The following is a 14,214-nucleotide window of genomic DNA, read 5'->3' as shown; positions in this document are numbered from 1 at the left end:
GTCTATCGCGCCGGAAAATATTTCGGCCCTCACAGGTCGAGTTGCTGCGCGTCCTCGAGAATCTGCCGCGCCAGCACGCGGGTGACCGGCCGGAATCCCGCGTCGCCGGCCTCGTCCAGGCGGCGCACGATCTCCTCGGCGTCGGGGATCGACCGGTTCATGCGCGCCAGGAGGTAAGGATAGACCTCCTCGGGCGGCCGGATGTTGCGGTTCCGGAAGAAGCGCCGCAGCACGCCCTCGAGCACCGCATCGTCGGGCGGGGCGATCTCGGCCACCGGCAACGCGTTGAGGCGAGACCGCAGGTCGGGCAGGTCGGTCTGCCAGGTGGCGGGCCGCGTTCGGGCCGTCAGCAGCAGGCCGCCGCCGGCGCGGCCCGCCAGGTTGATCAGGTGGAAAAGGCCCTCGGCCGAGAAGCCGCGGTCGACGTCCTCCAGCAGAACCGGCCGGCCCGCGGCGGCCGCGAGATCGGGCGATTCAGGATCTGTCCGCGCAGCCTCGGCCCGCCGAGCCCAGGCCTGGGCGATGTGGCTCTTGCCGACGCCCTGCGGGCCGATCAGCGCCAGGCACCCGCCGGGCCACCGCGGGTAGGCCAGGACGGCGTCCACGGCGGTCGCGTTGGACGGGCCGAGCTCGAAGTCGCCGAAGGAGGGAGGCGTCTCCCTGCCGAGGTTCAGCCGAAGCTGCCGCGCCATGCGCTTGATCGAGGGGCTGACTTCACGCCCGCAGTCTATGGGCTTCTTCGGCGGCTTGCCACAGGTTGCGAACGCCGCCCCCGGGTTTCACAGGGTCAGGCCGGACGCACCGGCAGGTCCCGCGCGGCGGCCAGCGTCCAGCCGTCGGGCTTGAGGAGCTCGATGGGGGAGAAGCGGGCCTTGTAGTCCATCTTCTCGGAACCGCGGACCCAGTAGCCCAGATACACATAGGGCAGCGCGGTGAGGCACGCCTGGACGACATGGTCCAGGATCATGAACGACCCGAGGCTGCGCCGGGCGAGGGTGGGGTCGTAGAAGCTGTAGACCAGCGACAGGCCGTCGCTCATCAGGTCCACCAGGGCGCAGGCGATGAGGTCGCCCGGACCGCCGTCCCGTGTCTTGAGCCGATACTCGATGATGTGCGTGCGGACCGCCGTGTCCTCGACCATGGCGACATAGTCGGGCCAGGTCATCTCGGCCATGCCGCCGCTGGCGTGGCGCGCCAGCAGGTAGCGGCGGAGCAGGTCGAACTGCTCCATCGTCGCCTCGGCCTCGACGAGGTGGCGCTCGATGTCGGCGTTTCGGGCGAGGATCTTCCGCTCGGAGCGCGAGAAGACGTAGTCGGCGGCGGGAAGCCGGGCGGAGACGCAGGCGGAACAGGCCTCGCACGCGGGCCGATAGGCGATGTTCTGCGACCGGCGGAAGCCGACCTGGGTCAGGCTGTCGTTGACCTGGGCGCCGTCCGACAGCGGCAGGTGGGCGAAGACTTTCCGTTCGAACCGCTCGGGCAGATAGGGACACGGCGACGGCGCGGTCAGGAAGAACCGGAGCTGTCGGGTGGGAAAATGCTGCGTCACGGATCCGCGGTCGCCCTTTTCGCGTCGAGCGCCTTTCGCCCGAGATTAGGCGTCATGCGCGGCCTCCACGCAAGGACTACGCTAGAGTCCCGGTTCCGGAGGCAGCACCGGCGCCTCACGCAGCAACACGATGGCGATGCGGCGGTTGCCGGGCAGCATCGGATCGTCGGGATAAAGCGGTTCGGACCCGGCCTTGCCCGACACCTGGTAGACGCGGTCGGGGTCGACGCCGGCGCCTTGCAGCACCTTGCGGGAGCTGTCGGCCCGGGCCGACGAGAGCGACCAGTCCGATTCCGGCTTGGCGCCGTTGGCGCTCGCCGAGGTGTGGCCGTAGATCGAGATCCTGTTCGGAAGCTGGTTGATCACCTTGGAAACCGCCCGCAACAGGAGCTTGGCCCGGTCGTTCGGCTGGGTGGAGCCCTGGTTGAACATCGACCGGCCTTCCTGGTCGATGAGCTGGATGCGCAGGCCCTCGGGCGTCTCGTCGATGATGATGTTCTTCGAAAGCTCGGCCAGTTCGGGCATCGACTGCATCGCCTGCCGCAGGGACTGGGCGGCAGAGGCGAACGCCGCGTCCTCCCGGGCCGCCTGGGCGGCCGCCTGCTCGGCCGCGGCGGCCTCCTCGGCGGTCATCGGCTTGCCGCCTTCCTTCGAGTCGCCGTCGTTCGGATTGCGGGAGGACGGCGCCAACTCCTCGATCACGTCCGACGAGCCGGAGGCCTTGGAGCCGTCGTTGGCCAGCGCCGCGCCGCCCAGGATGCCGCCGGCGCCCGAGCTGGTCTGCGACACGCTGGCGGGGGCGAAGTAGTCGGCGATGCCGCGCTTCTGCTCGGGCGAGGTGGTGTTGATCAGCCACATCAGCAGGAAGAACGCCATCATCGCGGTCACGAAGTCGGCGTAGGCCACCTTCCAGGCGCCGCCGTGGTGCCCGTCGCCGCCACCCTTCTTGATCCGCTTGAGGATGATCGGCTGGTCGCCGCCCACCGCCATGGTTCACCCGCCTTAACTGTGTTTCGCCGGGCAAACTGCGCGAGCCGCGTTAAGATGGTGTTGCACGAGGGGGAGTTGCGGCGTGGCGGTGGTTCTTGAAACCGAGCGGCTGGTCCTGCGCGACGTCGAGGACGACGACGCGCCGTTCCTGGTCGATCTCCTGAATTCCCCGGGCTTCCTGGAAAACATCGGCGACCGGGGCGTGCGGAACGTGGCGGACGCGGCGCGCTTCATCGAAGACCGCATGCGCGCGAGCTACCGCGAGCACGGCTTCGGCATGTGGGTGGCGGTCCAGAAGCGCGACGGCGCGCCCGTGGGCATGGCCGGCCTCGTGCGGCGCGAGGGGCTGGATGTTCCCGACGTCGGGTACGCCTTCATCGAGCGGGTGTGGGGCCAGGGCTACGCCCAGGAGGCCGCGGCCGCGGTGCTGGCCCATGCGCAGGGGCCGCTCGGCATCCCGGCGCTGGCGGCGATAACCACGCTCGAGAACTTCGCCTCCATGGCGGTGCTCCGGAAGGTGGGCTTCACCTACCGGGGCGTCATCCAGCTTCCCGGGATGGACCGGGAGAGCGCGCATTTCACATGTCCCTGAGGGCCACATGACGATCACGACCCGCACCGTGGAGGCCAATGGCTTCCGCTTCGCCGTCGACGAGGCGGGGGAGGGCGATCATCTCGCGCTCTGCCTGCACGGCTTCCCGGAGAGCCGGTTCTCCTGGCGCTTCCAGCTGCCGTTCCTGGCCAGCATGGGCTACCGCGCCTGGGCGCCGGACCTGCGCGGATACGGCGAGACCGAGCCGAAGCCCGCGGAGGTGAAGGCCTATCTCATCGACCGGCTGATGGAGGACGTCGCCGCGCTCATCGACGCCAGCGGGGCGCGGAAGGTCACGCTCATCGGCCACGACTGGGGGGCGGGGCTGGCCTGGACGTTCGCGACCCACGCGCCGCGTCCGCTGGAGCGCCTGGTGATCATGAACGTCCCGCACCCCGGCGTGATGGCGCGGCACCTGTCGAAGGGCAACCTGCGCCAGCTGGGCCGCTCCTGGTACATGTTCTTCTTTCAGATCCCGGGCCTGCCCGAGGCGATGATGACCGCGAGCGACGCCCGCGCCATCCGCCGCGCGTTCCACGGCATGGCGGTCGACAAGTCCAACTTCGGCGACGACGTCCTCGACCGCTATGCGCGCGACGCCCAGCGGCCCGGAGCCATCCGCGGCATGATCAACTGGTACCGCGCGGCCTTCCAGCTGGGGGGCAAGATGCGCGGCCCCTGGCCGCGGATCGAGACGCCGACGCTTATCGTCTGGGGCGAGGAGGACGCCGCGCTGGGCGTCGAGCTCCTCGACGGCACGGACGAGTTCGTGCGCGACCTCACCATTCGCCGCCTGCCCAAGGTCTCCCACTGGGTGCAGCAGGAGGCGCCGGAGAAGGTCAACGCCATCCTGGGCGAGTGGCTTCCCGGGCCGGGCTGATCGCGGGTGACAGCCCGGGTCGCACGGCCGATCATGGGCGCCGCACGCTCGGGGAGACGCAGATGGGACGGACGACGCGGGAGGTGGCCGCCGGGCTTCAGTTCGGGGAGGGGCCTCGCTGGCGGGACGGCCGCCTCTGGTTCAGCGACTTCTACGATCACGCGGTGAAATCCGTGTCGCCCGCGGGGGACCTGCGGACGGAGTTCACCATCGACGACCAGCCGTCGGGACTGGGCTGGCAGCCGGACGGCTCCATGCTGATCGTCTCGATGACGCGCCGCCAGCTTCTGCGTCGCACGCCCGACGGCCGGATCTCGGTGCACGCCGACCTCGGCCACATCGCCACCTTCCACTGCAACGACATGGTGGTGGACGCGCAGGGCGGGGCCTACGTGGGCAACTTCGGCTTCGATCTGGACGCCGCGATGGCCAAGGGCGGCGTGGCCGCCGGCATGGTCAAGGCGAAGCTCGCCTATGTGTCGCCGGATGGACGGGCGCGCGTCGTGGCCGACGACCTGGCCTTTCCGAACGGGACGGTCATCACGCCGGACGGCAGGACGCTCATCCTGGGGGAGAGCTTCGGCCGCGTCCTCACGGCCTTCGACGTCGCTCCGGACGGCGGGCTGTCGAACCGCCGCGTCTGGGCCGAGCTCGGCGCCCGGGTCCCGGACGGCATCTGCCTCGACGACGAGGGGGCCGTCTGGGTCGCCAATCCCAGCGCGCCAGAGTGCGTCCGCGTGGCGGAAGGCGGCAAGGTTCTGGAGGTGATCGAGACGGGGCAGCCCTGCTACGCCTGCATGCTGGGGGGCGAGGCGGGACGCACGCTCTTCATGCTGACGGCGGCGGGGCTCGGCGGCGGCGCGGCCGGGCGCACCGGCAAGGTGATCGCGGCCGAGGTCGATGCGGGTCGGGCGGGCTGGCCCTGAGTTCAGGCCCCCAGCAGCCGCGCCGCCCGCGGGGCGAAGTAGGTGATGACCCCGGCGGCGCCCGCGCGCTTGAAGGCGCCGAGGCTTTCGAGGATCGAGCGCTCCTCGTCGAGCCAGCCGTTCCGGGCCGCGGCCATGATCATGGCGTACTCGCCCGAGACCTGGAAGGCGAAGGTCGGCAGTGAGAAGGCGTCCACCACCTGCCGGACGATGTCGAGGTAGGGCATCCCCGGCTTGACCATCACCATGTCGGCCCCCTCGGCGATGTCGAGCGCCACCTCGCGCAGCGCCTCGGCGTGGTTGGCGGAGTCCATCTGGTAGGTCTTCTTGTCGCCGGGGTTCTCGACCGAACCCGTGCCGAGCTTGCCCGAGCCGATGGCCTCCCGGTACGGCCCGTAGAAGGCCGACGCGTACTTCGCGGCGTAGGACATGATCATCACGTCCTGCAGGCCCTCGGCCTCGAGGGCGGTGCGCAGCGCGCCGACGCGGCCGTCCATCATGTCGCTGGGCGCAAGGATGTCGCAGCCGGCCTGCGCCTGGACCAGGCCCTGCGCGACCAGCGCCTCGACCGTGGCGTCGTTGACGATCCGGCCGTCCTGAAGGAGCCCGTCATGGCCATGGTCGGTGAAGGGGTCCAGCGCGACGTCGCACATGATCCCGACCTCGGGCGCGGCGTCCTTCATGGCCTTCACGGCGCGACACACGAGGCCGTCGGGGTCGGCGGCGAGCCTGCCGCTCGCGTCCTTCTTGGCGCCGTCGATGTGCGGAAAGACGGCGATCGCCGGGATGCCCAGCGCCTTCGCCTCCCGGGCCGCGGCGGCCGCGTCCTTCACGGACAGGCGGGCGACGCCGGGCATGGAGCCCACCGGGACCTGGCCCTCGCCCTCGTGCACCACCATCGACCAGATGAGGTCGGCCGGGGTGAGCACCGTCTCGCGGACGAGCCGGCGGATCCAGTCCGACTGTCGAAGCCGCCGCATGCGCAGGGCGGGATAGGCGGCGAGGCGAGCCTTGGTCATGCGCGGGCGTTTGAACCCGCTTCACGATCGACGCAACCCCCGCGACGCGGCGGGCGACCGAGCCGGCGGCTAGCACCGATGCAGGATGTGGCAGCGGACTCCCGGAAAGCCCGCAGCCCCCGGCGCTTCCCGGTAGCGGCGAAGGGCCTCGTTGTGCCGCGCCTCCCGGGCGAAGTCGCCGGCGCCGTTGGCGGGGTCGGCGTTGCGGGTCACGGCGGCGTCGATCTCACGCTCGCGCCGGCATTCGGGGGAACTGAGGTCGGGATCCTTCAGTGGATCGCAGCGCCGCAGCACGAGGCGTGGTCGCGGCCAGCGTCCGTCAGCGAACACGGGGCCGTACAGGTCGACGCCGCCCTGCTCACCGCCTGCGCCGTGGGTCGGCGGCGCGGCGTAGCGGGGTTGCGGGTCCGTGGCGTCGGGCGTCGTGCGCGCAGGATCGGCGCGGCGGGACAACGATGCGGTCGGGTCCGCGCGGGCTTGCCGCGGGGCTTCGACCAGCTGCACCTCGATAGCCGGCGTCTCGGAGGGTGGCGTCGCGCTGTCCTGGCGAAGCGCGAACCAGCCGAGCACGCCGCCGTGGAGGGCGAGCGAGAGGATGAGGGTCAGGAGCAACCGGCCGCGACGGCGGGCGAGCCCACGCAGCTCCAGCGCGCTCTCCACCACGTGCATACGCGCCCTCCCGTCGACGCAGCCAAGCTCGCAATAGCGTCGCCGATATGGCGCCGATTGACAGCCCGAGCGCGCCGCGCTCAACCGCGCCCATGGATTTCGACCTGACCGAAGACCAGCGCGCGATCGAGGACGCCGCCCGCGCCTTCGCCCTCGCCGAACTCGCGCCCAATTCCGCCCGCTGGGACGAAGAGAAGACCTTCCCCGTCGAGGTGATGCGCAAGGCGGCGGAGCTCGGCTTCGCCGGCCTCTATGTCCGCGAGGACGTGGGCGGATCGGCTCTGTCCCGGCTCGACGCCTCGATCGTCTTCGAGCAGTTGAGCTACGGCGACGTGACCACGGCCGCCTTCATCTCGATCCACAACATGGCCTCGTGGATGATCGACCGGTTCGGCGACGAGGACCTGCGGCGCCGCTTCCTGCCGAAGCTGACGACCATGGAGCTTATCGCCTCCTACTGCCTGACCGAGCCCGGCTCCGGCTCGGACGCGGCCGCGTTGACGACGACGGCCGTGCGCGACGGGGATCACTATGTGGTCAACGGCTCCAAGGCCTTCATCTCGGGCGCCGGGAGCTCGGACGTCTATGTGGTGATGGTCCGAACCGGGGGGCCGGGCGCCAAGGGCGTCTCGACGCTTGTGGTGGAGAAGGGGACGCCGGGACTCTCGTTCGGCGCCCAGGAGCGCAAGATGGGCTGGAACGCCCAGCCGACGGCCCAGGTGAACTTCGACGACTGCCGCGTGCCGGTGGCGAACCGCGTCGGCGAAGAGGGATCGGGGTTCAAGATCGCCATGGCGGGCCTCGACGGCGGACGCATCAACATCGCCTCGTGTTCGCTGGGCGGCGCGGGCTTGGCCCTCGACACCGCCAAGGCGTACCTCGAGACGCGCCGGCAGTTCGGTCAGCCGCTGAGGGAGTTCCAGGGGCTCCAGTGGCGCTTCGCGGACATGGCCACCGAGCTGGACGCCGCGCGCCTGATGGTGCGCCGGGCCGCCCACGCGCTGGACAACAGGGATCCCGCCGCGACGCGCTACTGCGCCATGGCCAAGCGCTTCGCCACCGACGCCGGATTCGAGGTCGCCAACCAGGCCCTGCAGCTTCACGGCGGCTACGGCTATCTGCGCGACTATCCGCTGGAGCGGATCGTCCGCGACCTGCGGGTCCACCAGATCCTCGAAGGCACCAACGAGATCATGCGGGTCATCACCGCCAGGGAGCTGTTCCGGTCATGAGCGAAGCGCAGGAAGTCCTCTGTCGGGTCGAGGGGCGCGTGGGGCGGATCACGCTGAACCGGCCGCAGGCGCTGCACGCGCTCACCACCAACATGTGCCGGCTGATGACCGACGCGCTGGTGGCGTGGCGGGACGATCCGGCGGTGGACCTGGTGCTGTTCGACCACTCGGGCGAGCGCGGCTTCTGCGCCGGCGGCGACATCCGCATGCTGGCGGAGAGCGGCGCGGGTGATGGACGGCTGGCCCGCGAGTTCTTCTTCGTCGAGTACCGGCTCAACCACCTTCTCTTCCACTATCCCAAGCCCACCGCGGCGATCATGGACGGCGTGACCATGGGCGGCGGCGTGGGCCTCTCGCGCCCCTGCCGTTACCGGGTGGCGACCGAGCGGACGACGTTCGCGATGCCGGAGACCGGGATCGGCCTGTTCCCCGACGTCGGCGGCGGTTGGTACCTGAGCCGGATGCCCGACCACATCGGCCTGTGGCTGGCCCTGACGGGCGCGCGGATCAAGGCGGCGGACTGCGAGCTCCTGGGCCTGGCGACGGACTTCGTGGAGAGCGGGAAGGTCGCCGACCTCAAGGCTGCGATCCTCGCCGAGCCGACGCGCATCGAGACGCTGCTCACCGAGTTCGAGGGGGACTCCGGACGGCCTCCGATCGCCCAGCATCAGGACGAGATCGCGCGCCTGTTCTCGGGCGACAGCGTCGAGGCCATCGTCGCGGCGCTTGAAGCGGCCGACACGGACTGGGCCCGCGAGCAGCTAAAGGTCATGGCCACCAAGTCGCCCCAGACCATGAAGGTCGCGTTCCGCCAGCTGCAGCTGGGGGCCCGGGCGAAGGACTTCGCCGAGAACATGGCGATGGAGTACCGCATCGGCGCGCGGGTCGTGCAGCGGCACGATTTCATCGAGGGCGTGCGCGCCGTGATCGTGGAGAAGGACAATGCGCCGACGTGGAGCGAACCGCGTCCGCACGACGTGAGCGAGGCGACGCTGGACGCCATCTTCGCCCCGCTGCCTTCCAACGAGGAGTGGTCGCCTCTAACGTGACCGCGACCGGCCGGTGCTGGCCGGCGGGAGGAACCCCATGAAGCCGATCCTGTTGCTGGCCGCATGCGCCGCCGCATCGCTGTCCTCGTCAGCGTCCGCAAGCGCTGCGCCCACCGCGAACCAGCTCGCCGCGGTGGCCGACAAGTCCCGACCGGAAGCCGACACGAAGCGCGACGCCGACCGCAAGCCGGCTGAGATGCTGGAGTTCGCGGGGGTCAGGCCGGGCCAGGCGGTGGCGGATTTCATCCCGGGCGGCGGATACTTCACGCGGATCTTCGCCAAGGCCGTCGGGCCCAAGGGGAAGGTCTATGCCGTGATCAACGCACCGCCGGCGGGCGCGGCCCCTCCGGCGAACCCGCCGCCGATCCGCGCTGTGGCGGCCGACCCGGCCTACGGCAACATCGAGGTCGTGCAGGTTCCGCTCGTCGAGATGAAGCTGCCGGCGCCGGTCGATCTGGTCTGGACGTCGCAGAACTACCACGACGTCTACGTCCGCAACCCCGAGAACGGGCGCAAGGCGACCAAGGCCATCTTCGACGCCCTGAAGCCGGGCGGCGTCTTCGTCGTGCTGGACCACGCCGCCGCCGCGGGCACGCCCCCGGATCCGCAGGACCGGCTGCATCGCATCGACCCGGCGCTGGTGCGCAAGGAAGTGGAGGCCGCGGGCTTCAAGTTCGAGGGCGAGAGCACGCTGCTGCGCAATCCCGCCGACGACCACGCGAAGGCGGTGTTCGACCCCGCCATCCGGGGCCGCACCGACCAGTTCATCTACAAGTTCCGCAAGCCCAGATAGTCACGAGATCGAAGAGGTAGTCATGACCCGCGTTGCGTTCATCGGCCTGGGCAACATGGGCGGCGGGATGGCCGCAAACCAGGCGAAGTCGGGGCGCGAGGTCATGGCCTTCGACCTGTCGCCTGCCGCCGTGGAGAGGGCTGCAGGCGCCGGCTGCCGCAGGGCCGGTTCCATCGCCGACGCGGTCAGCGCCGCCGAGGTCGTGATCACCATGCTGCCCGCCGGGCCGCACGTGCGCAGCGTCTACGCCGAGCACATCCTGCCGAATGCGCCGCCGACGGCCCTCCTGATCGACTGCTCGACCATCGACGTCGACAGCGCGCGCGCCGTGGCCGCCCAGGCGAAGGCCGCCGGCTTCCGCTTCGCCGACGCGCCGGTCTCGGGCGGCGTGGCGGCGGCCGATGCGGGCACGCTGGCGTTCATGGTGGGCTGCGACGAGGCCGACTTCGCCGCTGTCGAGGACGCGATCCGGCCCATGTCGCGTGCGACGATTCGCGCGGGGGATCACGGCGCCGGGCAGGCCGCCAAGATCTGCAACAACATGGTGCTCGGCATTTCGATGATCGGCGTCTGCGAGGCCCTCGCGCTCGCCGAGAAGCTGGGCCTGGACCCCGTGAAGTTCCACGAGATTTCGTCGCAGTCGTCGGGCCAGTGCTGGAGCTTGACCAGCTATTGCCCATGGCCCGGACCGGTGCCCGCCGCCCCTTCGAATCGCGGCTACGAGGGCGGATTCGCCACGGCGATGATGCTGAAGGACCTCAAGCTCGCCCAGGACGCCGCAGCCAAGGCGGGAGCGGCCGCGCCGCTCGGCGCCGCCGCGGAGGGGCTCTACGCATTGTTCGACCGGCTGGGCGGCGGCGGGAAGGATTTCTCCGGAATCCTGGAGATGCTGCGCGGCAATCTGCCGCCTGCGCAGCAGCGGACGAGTTGATCGGCGTCAAAGCCGAGCGTCGTTCACGAATTCTAGGTACTCGTTCACGAAACGTGGCCCGCGTGCGACAGCCGAACCAATGGACAACCTGAAATCAGGGCGCCAAAAGGCAGGCGTTGAAGAGGGGCCGGGGAACGCGCGCTCGCAAGGGCCCGCAGCCGGGATCGAGTCGATGGACTACAGGCAGGCTTTTGCGACGGCGCTTGAGCGCGTCCGGTCCGAGGGGCGGTATCGGGTCTTCGCCGATCTCAAGCGGCATCGCGGCGCCTTCCCGCGGGCGACCTGGACCCGCGACGACGGCTCGACCTCCGAAGTCACCGTGTGGTGCTCCAACGACTACCTCGGCCAGGGCCAGAACCCGATCGTGCTCGATGCGATGCACAAGGCGATCGAGGAAGCCGGCGCCGGCTCCGGAGGCACGCGCAACATCTCGGGCACCACCCACTACCACGTCGAACTGGAGCGCGAGCTGGCCGACCTTCACCAGAAGGAGGCGGCGCTGCTCTTCACGTCGGGCTACGTGTCCAACGAAGCCTCGCTGTCGACGCTCTACAAGATCCTGCCCGGCCTGATCATCTTCTCCGACGAGCTGAACCACAATTCGATGATCAGCGGCATCCGCGCCGGCAAGCGCGAGCAGCGGGTCGTCTTCCGGCACAACGACCTGGCGCACCTCGAGGAACTTCTGGCCGCCGCCGACCCGGCCGTGCCGAAGCTCATCGCGTTCGAGAGCGTCTACTCCATGGACGGCGACATCGCCGACATGCGGGGCACGGTCGCGCTCGCGAAGAAGTACGGGGCCATGACCTACCTCGACGAGGTGCACGCGGTCGGCATGTACGGCCCGCGCGGCGCCGGCGTGGCCGAGCGCGACGGCGTGATGGCCGAGATCGACATCGTCGAAGGCACGCTGGGCAAGGCGTTCGGCGTCATGGGCGGCTACATCGCCGCGGACGCCGTGATCTGCGACGCGATTCGCAGCTACGCGGACGGCTTCATCTTCACGACCTCGCTGCCGCCGGCGCTTGCCGCAGGCGCGGTGGCCTCGATCCGCTACCTGAAGGAACACGACGAGGTCCGCGTCGCGCACCAGGAGCGGGCTGCGGCGCTGAAGGCCAAGTTCCGCAAGGCCGGGCTTCCGGTCATGCCCAGCGTCAGCCACATCGTGCCGGTGCTGGTCGGCGACCCGGTCCACTGCAAGATGATCTCGGACATCCTGCTCGAGGATCACGGCGTTTACGTGCAGCCGATCAACTACCCCACGGTCCCTCGCGGCACCGAGCGTCTTCGGTTCACCCCGTCGCCGGCCCACGACGACCGCATGATGGACGAGCTCGTCGAGGTCCTCGAAGCGCTGTGGGTCCGCTGCAACGTGCAACGCGTGGGCGGCTACGCCGCCTGAGGCGGCCTTCGGATACGAATTCCGGGCGAACCCTCGGCCTCGCGCGCCTGCGCGACGGGCTGCGCATGCGCGCGCCCTGACGGCGCTCTCGTCTGCGGCGCCATGGCGCAACGCGGCCAAGGCCGAGGCGTGCTCAACTGCAGGAGAGGGCTCTGCGCCACCACAACCCGACATAGGGGTGGAGTCCCAGGGCGCCCCTGCTTCGCGCAGGGGCGTCCTCCGGTGCGCAGGCCGGGCCGATCGTCACTTCCGCCGGCGCACGCCCCGGCCGAGGCCGATCTGCTTGGCGAAGTCGGACCGGCGCGCCGCGTAGGCCGGCGCGACCATGGGGTAGTCCGGCGGCAGTCCCCAGCGGCGCCGATAGTCCTCGGGGCTCATGTTGTAGCGGGAGCGCAGGTAGCGCTTCAGCATCTTCAGCCGCTTCCCGTCCTCCAGGCAGACGATGTAGTCGTGCTGGACCGAGCGCCCGACGGGCACCGCCGGCTTGGGCCGCTCCTCGACAGGCGCGGGCGATCCGCCCGAAGAAAGCTGCGCGAGGGCCTGATGCACGGTGCGGATCATGTCGGGCACCTCCGCGATCGGCACCTGGTTGCGGCTCACATAGGCCGCCACGATGGCTGCGCCCAGGCGCAGGACGTCCTCGCCGGCCGAGCCCTCGTCGTTCATCCCTGCAGTCATACTTACGCCCCCCTCGATAAGCCACGCGACCGCCAGACCACCGCCCGCGGCGTCCCCGGCCTTTGGCCGCAACGTGCGGAGATCGAAACGAGTTCCCAGAAATACTGCGGGCGGCCGCGGTTGGAGCGGGAGGCGTTCGGGAGTAAAGGAGGCGCCTCCGCCGCTCAGACTCGGCGCTCCCGCGAAAGGCCTTGCCCTTGAACCTGCACGTCCAGTCCCAGCGCCCGTCCGAAGACTTCTTCCAGGGGGGAGTCGGCCAGACCGACCCGGCCATCGCCAGGATCCTGGACGGAGAGCTGAAGCGGCAGCAGGACCAGATCGAGCTGATCGCCTCGGAGAACATCGTCTCCAAGGCCGTGCTCGACGCCCAGGGCTCGGTGCTGACCAACAAGTACGCCGAGGGCTACCCCGGCAAGCGGTACTACGGCGGCTGCGAGGTGGTCGACGAGGCCGAGCTGCTGGCGATCGACCGCGCGAAGCAGCTGTTCGGCTGCGAGTACGCCAATGTGCAGCCGCACTCCGGCAGCCAGGCCAACCAGGCGGTCTTCATGGCCACCATGACGCCCGGCGACACGTTCATGGGCATGAACCTGGACCACGGCGGCCACCTGACGCACGGCAAGAGCGTCAACCAGTCCGGCAAGTGGTTCCACCCTGTCGCCTACGGCGTGCGGGCCCAGGACCACCTGATCGACTACGACGAGGCCGCCGAGGTCGCCCGGGCGCACAAGCCCAAGGTGATCATCGCCGGCGGGTCGGCCTATTCGCGCCACATCGACTTTGCGAAGTTCCGGCAGATCGCGGACGAAGTGGGCGCGCTGCTGATGAGCGACATCGCGCACTACGCGGGCCTGGTGGCCGCGGGCGAGTACCCCAACCCGTTCCCGCACAGCCACATCGTCACGACGACGACCCACAAGACGCTGCGGGGACCGCGCGGCGGCCTGATCCTGACCAACGACAAGAAGCTGGCGAGCAAGCTCAACTCGGCCGTCTTCCCGGGGCTCCAGGGCGGACCGCTGATGCATGTCATCGCCGCCAAGGCGGTGGCGTTCGGCGAGGCGCTGCGGCCCGAGTTCAAGACCTATGCGAAGCAGGTCATCGCGAACGCGCGCGCCCTGGCCGACAGCCTGCAGAGCGTCGGCTTCAAGATCGTGTCCAACGGCACCGACAGCCACCTGATGCTGGTCGACCTGACGCCCAAGAACGTCTCGGGCGCCCAGGCCGAGGTGGCGCTGGAACGCGCCGGGATCACCACGAACAAGAACTCGATCCCAGGCGATCCGCTGCCGCCGATGCAGACGTCGGGGCTTCGGGTGGGTTCGCCGGCCGGCACGACGCGAGGCTTCGGACCGGAGGAATTCCGCCAGGTCGGCCGCTGGATCGGCGAGGTTCTCGACGCGGTTTCCACCGGCGAGGACTCCTCGGCCGTCGAGCAGAAGGTCCGGAGCGAGGTCGTGGCCCTGACGAGGCGCTTCCCCATCTACAGCTAATAGCGTTAAGT

The 14,214-nt window shown here is 70.0% G+C and carries 15 protein-coding genes; 9 read left to right on the top strand and 6 right to left on the bottom strand.

Annotated elements, in window-relative coordinates; all coding sequences use genetic code 11:
* Positions 1 to 29 precede the first annotated feature (29 nt).
* The 3 genes from JNK30_RS20130 to JNK30_RS20120 all read right to left on the bottom strand — a co-directional run bounded on the left by JNK30_RS20130 (position 30) and on the right by JNK30_RS20120 (position 2,539).
* Positions 30 to 692, bottom strand: a complete 663-nt coding sequence (locus JNK30_RS20130) for a chromosomal replication initiator DnaA (RefSeq protein WP_293485067.1) — start codon at positions 690 to 692, stop codon at positions 30 to 32.
* A 95-nt stretch (positions 693 to 787) separates the two neighbouring features.
* Positions 788 to 1,549: an arginyltransferase gene (locus JNK30_RS20125; RefSeq protein WP_293485066.1), complete on the bottom strand. Its 762-nt coding sequence runs from the start codon at positions 1,547 to 1,549 to the stop codon at positions 788 to 790.
* 81 nt (positions 1,550 to 1,630) lie between these two features.
* Positions 1,631 to 2,539 carry a flagellar motor protein MotB gene (locus JNK30_RS20120; RefSeq protein ID WP_293485064.1) on the bottom strand — a complete coding sequence of 303 codons (909 nt, stop codon included), beginning with the start codon at positions 2,537 to 2,539 and terminating at the stop codon, positions 1,631 to 1,633.
* 82 nt (positions 2,540 to 2,621) lie between these two features.
* Between JNK30_RS20120 and JNK30_RS20115 the strand changes: the two genes are divergently transcribed.
* The 3 genes from JNK30_RS20115 to JNK30_RS20105 all read left to right on the top strand — a co-directional run bounded on the left by JNK30_RS20115 (position 2,622) and on the right by JNK30_RS20105 (position 4,937).
* Positions 2,622 to 3,131 (top strand): GNAT family N-acetyltransferase, encoded by a 510-nt coding sequence (locus JNK30_RS20115; RefSeq protein WP_293485062.1) that lies wholly within the window; start codon positions 2,622 to 2,624, stop codon positions 3,129 to 3,131.
* A gap of 7 nt (positions 3,132 to 3,138) precedes the next feature.
* Positions 3,139 to 4,011: an alpha/beta hydrolase gene (locus JNK30_RS20110; RefSeq protein WP_293485060.1), complete on the top strand. Its 873-nt coding sequence runs from the start codon at positions 3,139 to 3,141 to the stop codon at positions 4,009 to 4,011.
* A 62-nt stretch (positions 4,012 to 4,073) separates the two neighbouring features.
* On the top strand, positions 4,074 to 4,937 hold the full coding sequence (locus JNK30_RS20105) for an SMP-30/gluconolactonase/LRE family protein (protein WP_293485059.1): 864 nt from the start codon (positions 4,074 to 4,076) through the stop codon (positions 4,935 to 4,937).
* A gap of 2 nt (positions 4,938 to 4,939) precedes the next feature.
* On the opposite strand, the gene hemB is transcribed toward JNK30_RS20105, so the two are convergent.
* Positions 4,940 to 5,956, bottom strand: coding sequence for a porphobilinogen synthase (hemB, locus tag JNK30_RS20100; protein WP_293485057.1), 1,017 nt, complete (start codon positions 5,954 to 5,956; stop codon positions 4,940 to 4,942).
* 69 nt (positions 5,957 to 6,025) lie between these two features.
* Positions 6,026 to 6,625 carry a hypothetical protein gene (locus JNK30_RS20095; RefSeq protein ID WP_293485055.1) on the bottom strand — a complete coding sequence of 200 codons (600 nt, stop codon included), beginning with the start codon at positions 6,623 to 6,625 and terminating at the stop codon, positions 6,026 to 6,028.
* A gap of 92 nt (positions 6,626 to 6,717) precedes the next feature.
* Between JNK30_RS20095 and JNK30_RS20090 the strand changes: the two genes are divergently transcribed.
* The 5 genes from JNK30_RS20090 to hemA all read left to right on the top strand — a co-directional run bounded on the left by JNK30_RS20090 (position 6,718) and on the right by hemA (position 12,032).
* Positions 6,718 to 7,857, top strand: a complete 1,140-nt coding sequence (locus tag JNK30_RS20090; RefSeq protein ID WP_293485053.1) for an isobutyryl-CoA dehydrogenase — start codon at positions 6,718 to 6,720, stop codon at positions 7,855 to 7,857.
* Entirely contained in the window at positions 7,854 to 8,906 is a 1,053-nt protein-coding gene (locus tag JNK30_RS20085) for an enoyl-CoA hydratase/isomerase family protein (RefSeq protein WP_293485051.1), read from the top strand. Before JNK30_RS20090 ends, JNK30_RS20085 begins: the two co-directional genes overlap by 4 nt.
* A gap of 37 nt (positions 8,907 to 8,943) precedes the next feature.
* On the top strand, positions 8,944 to 9,699 hold the full coding sequence (locus JNK30_RS20080; RefSeq protein WP_293485049.1) for a methyltransferase: 756 nt from the start codon (positions 8,944 to 8,946) through the stop codon (positions 9,697 to 9,699).
* A 22-nt stretch (positions 9,700 to 9,721) separates the two neighbouring features.
* Positions 9,722 to 10,630 (top strand): 3-hydroxyisobutyrate dehydrogenase, encoded by a 909-nt coding sequence (gene mmsB, locus JNK30_RS20075; RefSeq protein ID WP_293485047.1) that lies wholly within the window; start codon positions 9,722 to 9,724, stop codon positions 10,628 to 10,630.
* 172 nt (positions 10,631 to 10,802) lie between these two features.
* Positions 10,803 to 12,032 (top strand): 5-aminolevulinate synthase, encoded by a 1,230-nt coding sequence (hemA, locus tag JNK30_RS20070; RefSeq protein ID WP_293485045.1) that lies wholly within the window; start codon positions 10,803 to 10,805, stop codon positions 12,030 to 12,032.
* Between the two features lie 243 nt (positions 12,033 to 12,275).
* On the opposite strand, the gene JNK30_RS20065 is transcribed toward hemA, so the two are convergent.
* A complete protein-coding gene (locus JNK30_RS20065; protein ID WP_293485043.1) occupies positions 12,276 to 12,710 on the bottom strand; it encodes a MucR family transcriptional regulator in 435 nt (144 codons plus the stop codon).
* A 203-nt stretch (positions 12,711 to 12,913) separates the two neighbouring features.
* On the opposite strand from JNK30_RS20065, the gene glyA reads away from it, so the two are divergent.
* A complete protein-coding gene (glyA, locus tag JNK30_RS20060) occupies positions 12,914 to 14,203 on the top strand; it encodes a serine hydroxymethyltransferase (protein ID WP_293485117.1) in 1,290 nt (429 codons plus the stop codon).
* The last annotated feature ends 11 nt before the right edge of the window (positions 14,204 to 14,214 follow it).

The organism is Phenylobacterium sp., from assembly GCF_016793225.1.
Classification (GTDB): domain Bacteria; phylum Pseudomonadota; class Alphaproteobacteria; order Caulobacterales; family Caulobacteraceae; genus Phenylobacterium.
This window is presented reverse-complemented; position numbering and strand designations above follow the sequence as displayed.

Bases quoted from the DNA above. Each gene is read 5' to 3' on its own strand.
- JNK30_RS20090 (WP_293485053.1), top strand. From the start codon at position 6,718: ATGGATTTCGACCTGACCGAAGACCAGCGCGCGATCGAGGACGCCGCC.
- JNK30_RS20105 (WP_293485059.1), top strand. From the start codon at position 4,074: ATGGGACGGACGACGCGGGAGGTGGCCGCCGGGCTTCAGTTCGGGGAG.
- JNK30_RS20130 (WP_293485067.1), bottom strand. From the start codon at position 692: ATGGCGCGGCAGCTTCGGCTGAACCTCGGCAGGGAGACGCCTCCCTCC.
- JNK30_RS20065 (WP_293485043.1), bottom strand. From the start codon at position 12,710: ATGACTGCAGGGATGAACGACGAGGGCTCGGCCGGCGAGGACGTCCTG.
- mmsB (WP_293485047.1), top strand. From the start codon at position 9,722: ATGACCCGCGTTGCGTTCATCGGCCTGGGCAACATGGGCGGCGGGATG.
- hemB (WP_293485057.1), bottom strand. From the start codon at position 5,956: ATGACCAAGGCTCGCCTCGCCGCCTATCCCGCCCTGCGCATGCGGCGG.
- JNK30_RS20080 (WP_293485049.1), top strand. From the start codon at position 8,944: ATGAAGCCGATCCTGTTGCTGGCCGCATGCGCCGCCGCATCGCTGTCC.
- JNK30_RS20095 (WP_293485055.1), bottom strand. From the start codon at position 6,625: ATGCACGTGGTGGAGAGCGCGCTGGAGCTGCGTGGGCTCGCCCGCCGT.
- JNK30_RS20085 (WP_293485051.1), top strand. From the start codon at position 7,854: ATGAGCGAAGCGCAGGAAGTCCTCTGTCGGGTCGAGGGGCGCGTGGGG.
- hemA (WP_293485045.1), top strand. From the start codon at position 10,803: ATGGACTACAGGCAGGCTTTTGCGACGGCGCTTGAGCGCGTCCGGTCC.
- JNK30_RS20120 (WP_293485064.1), bottom strand. From the start codon at position 2,539: ATGGCGGTGGGCGGCGACCAGCCGATCATCCTCAAGCGGATCAAGAAG.
- JNK30_RS20110 (WP_293485060.1), top strand. From the start codon at position 3,139: ATGACGATCACGACCCGCACCGTGGAGGCCAATGGCTTCCGCTTCGCC.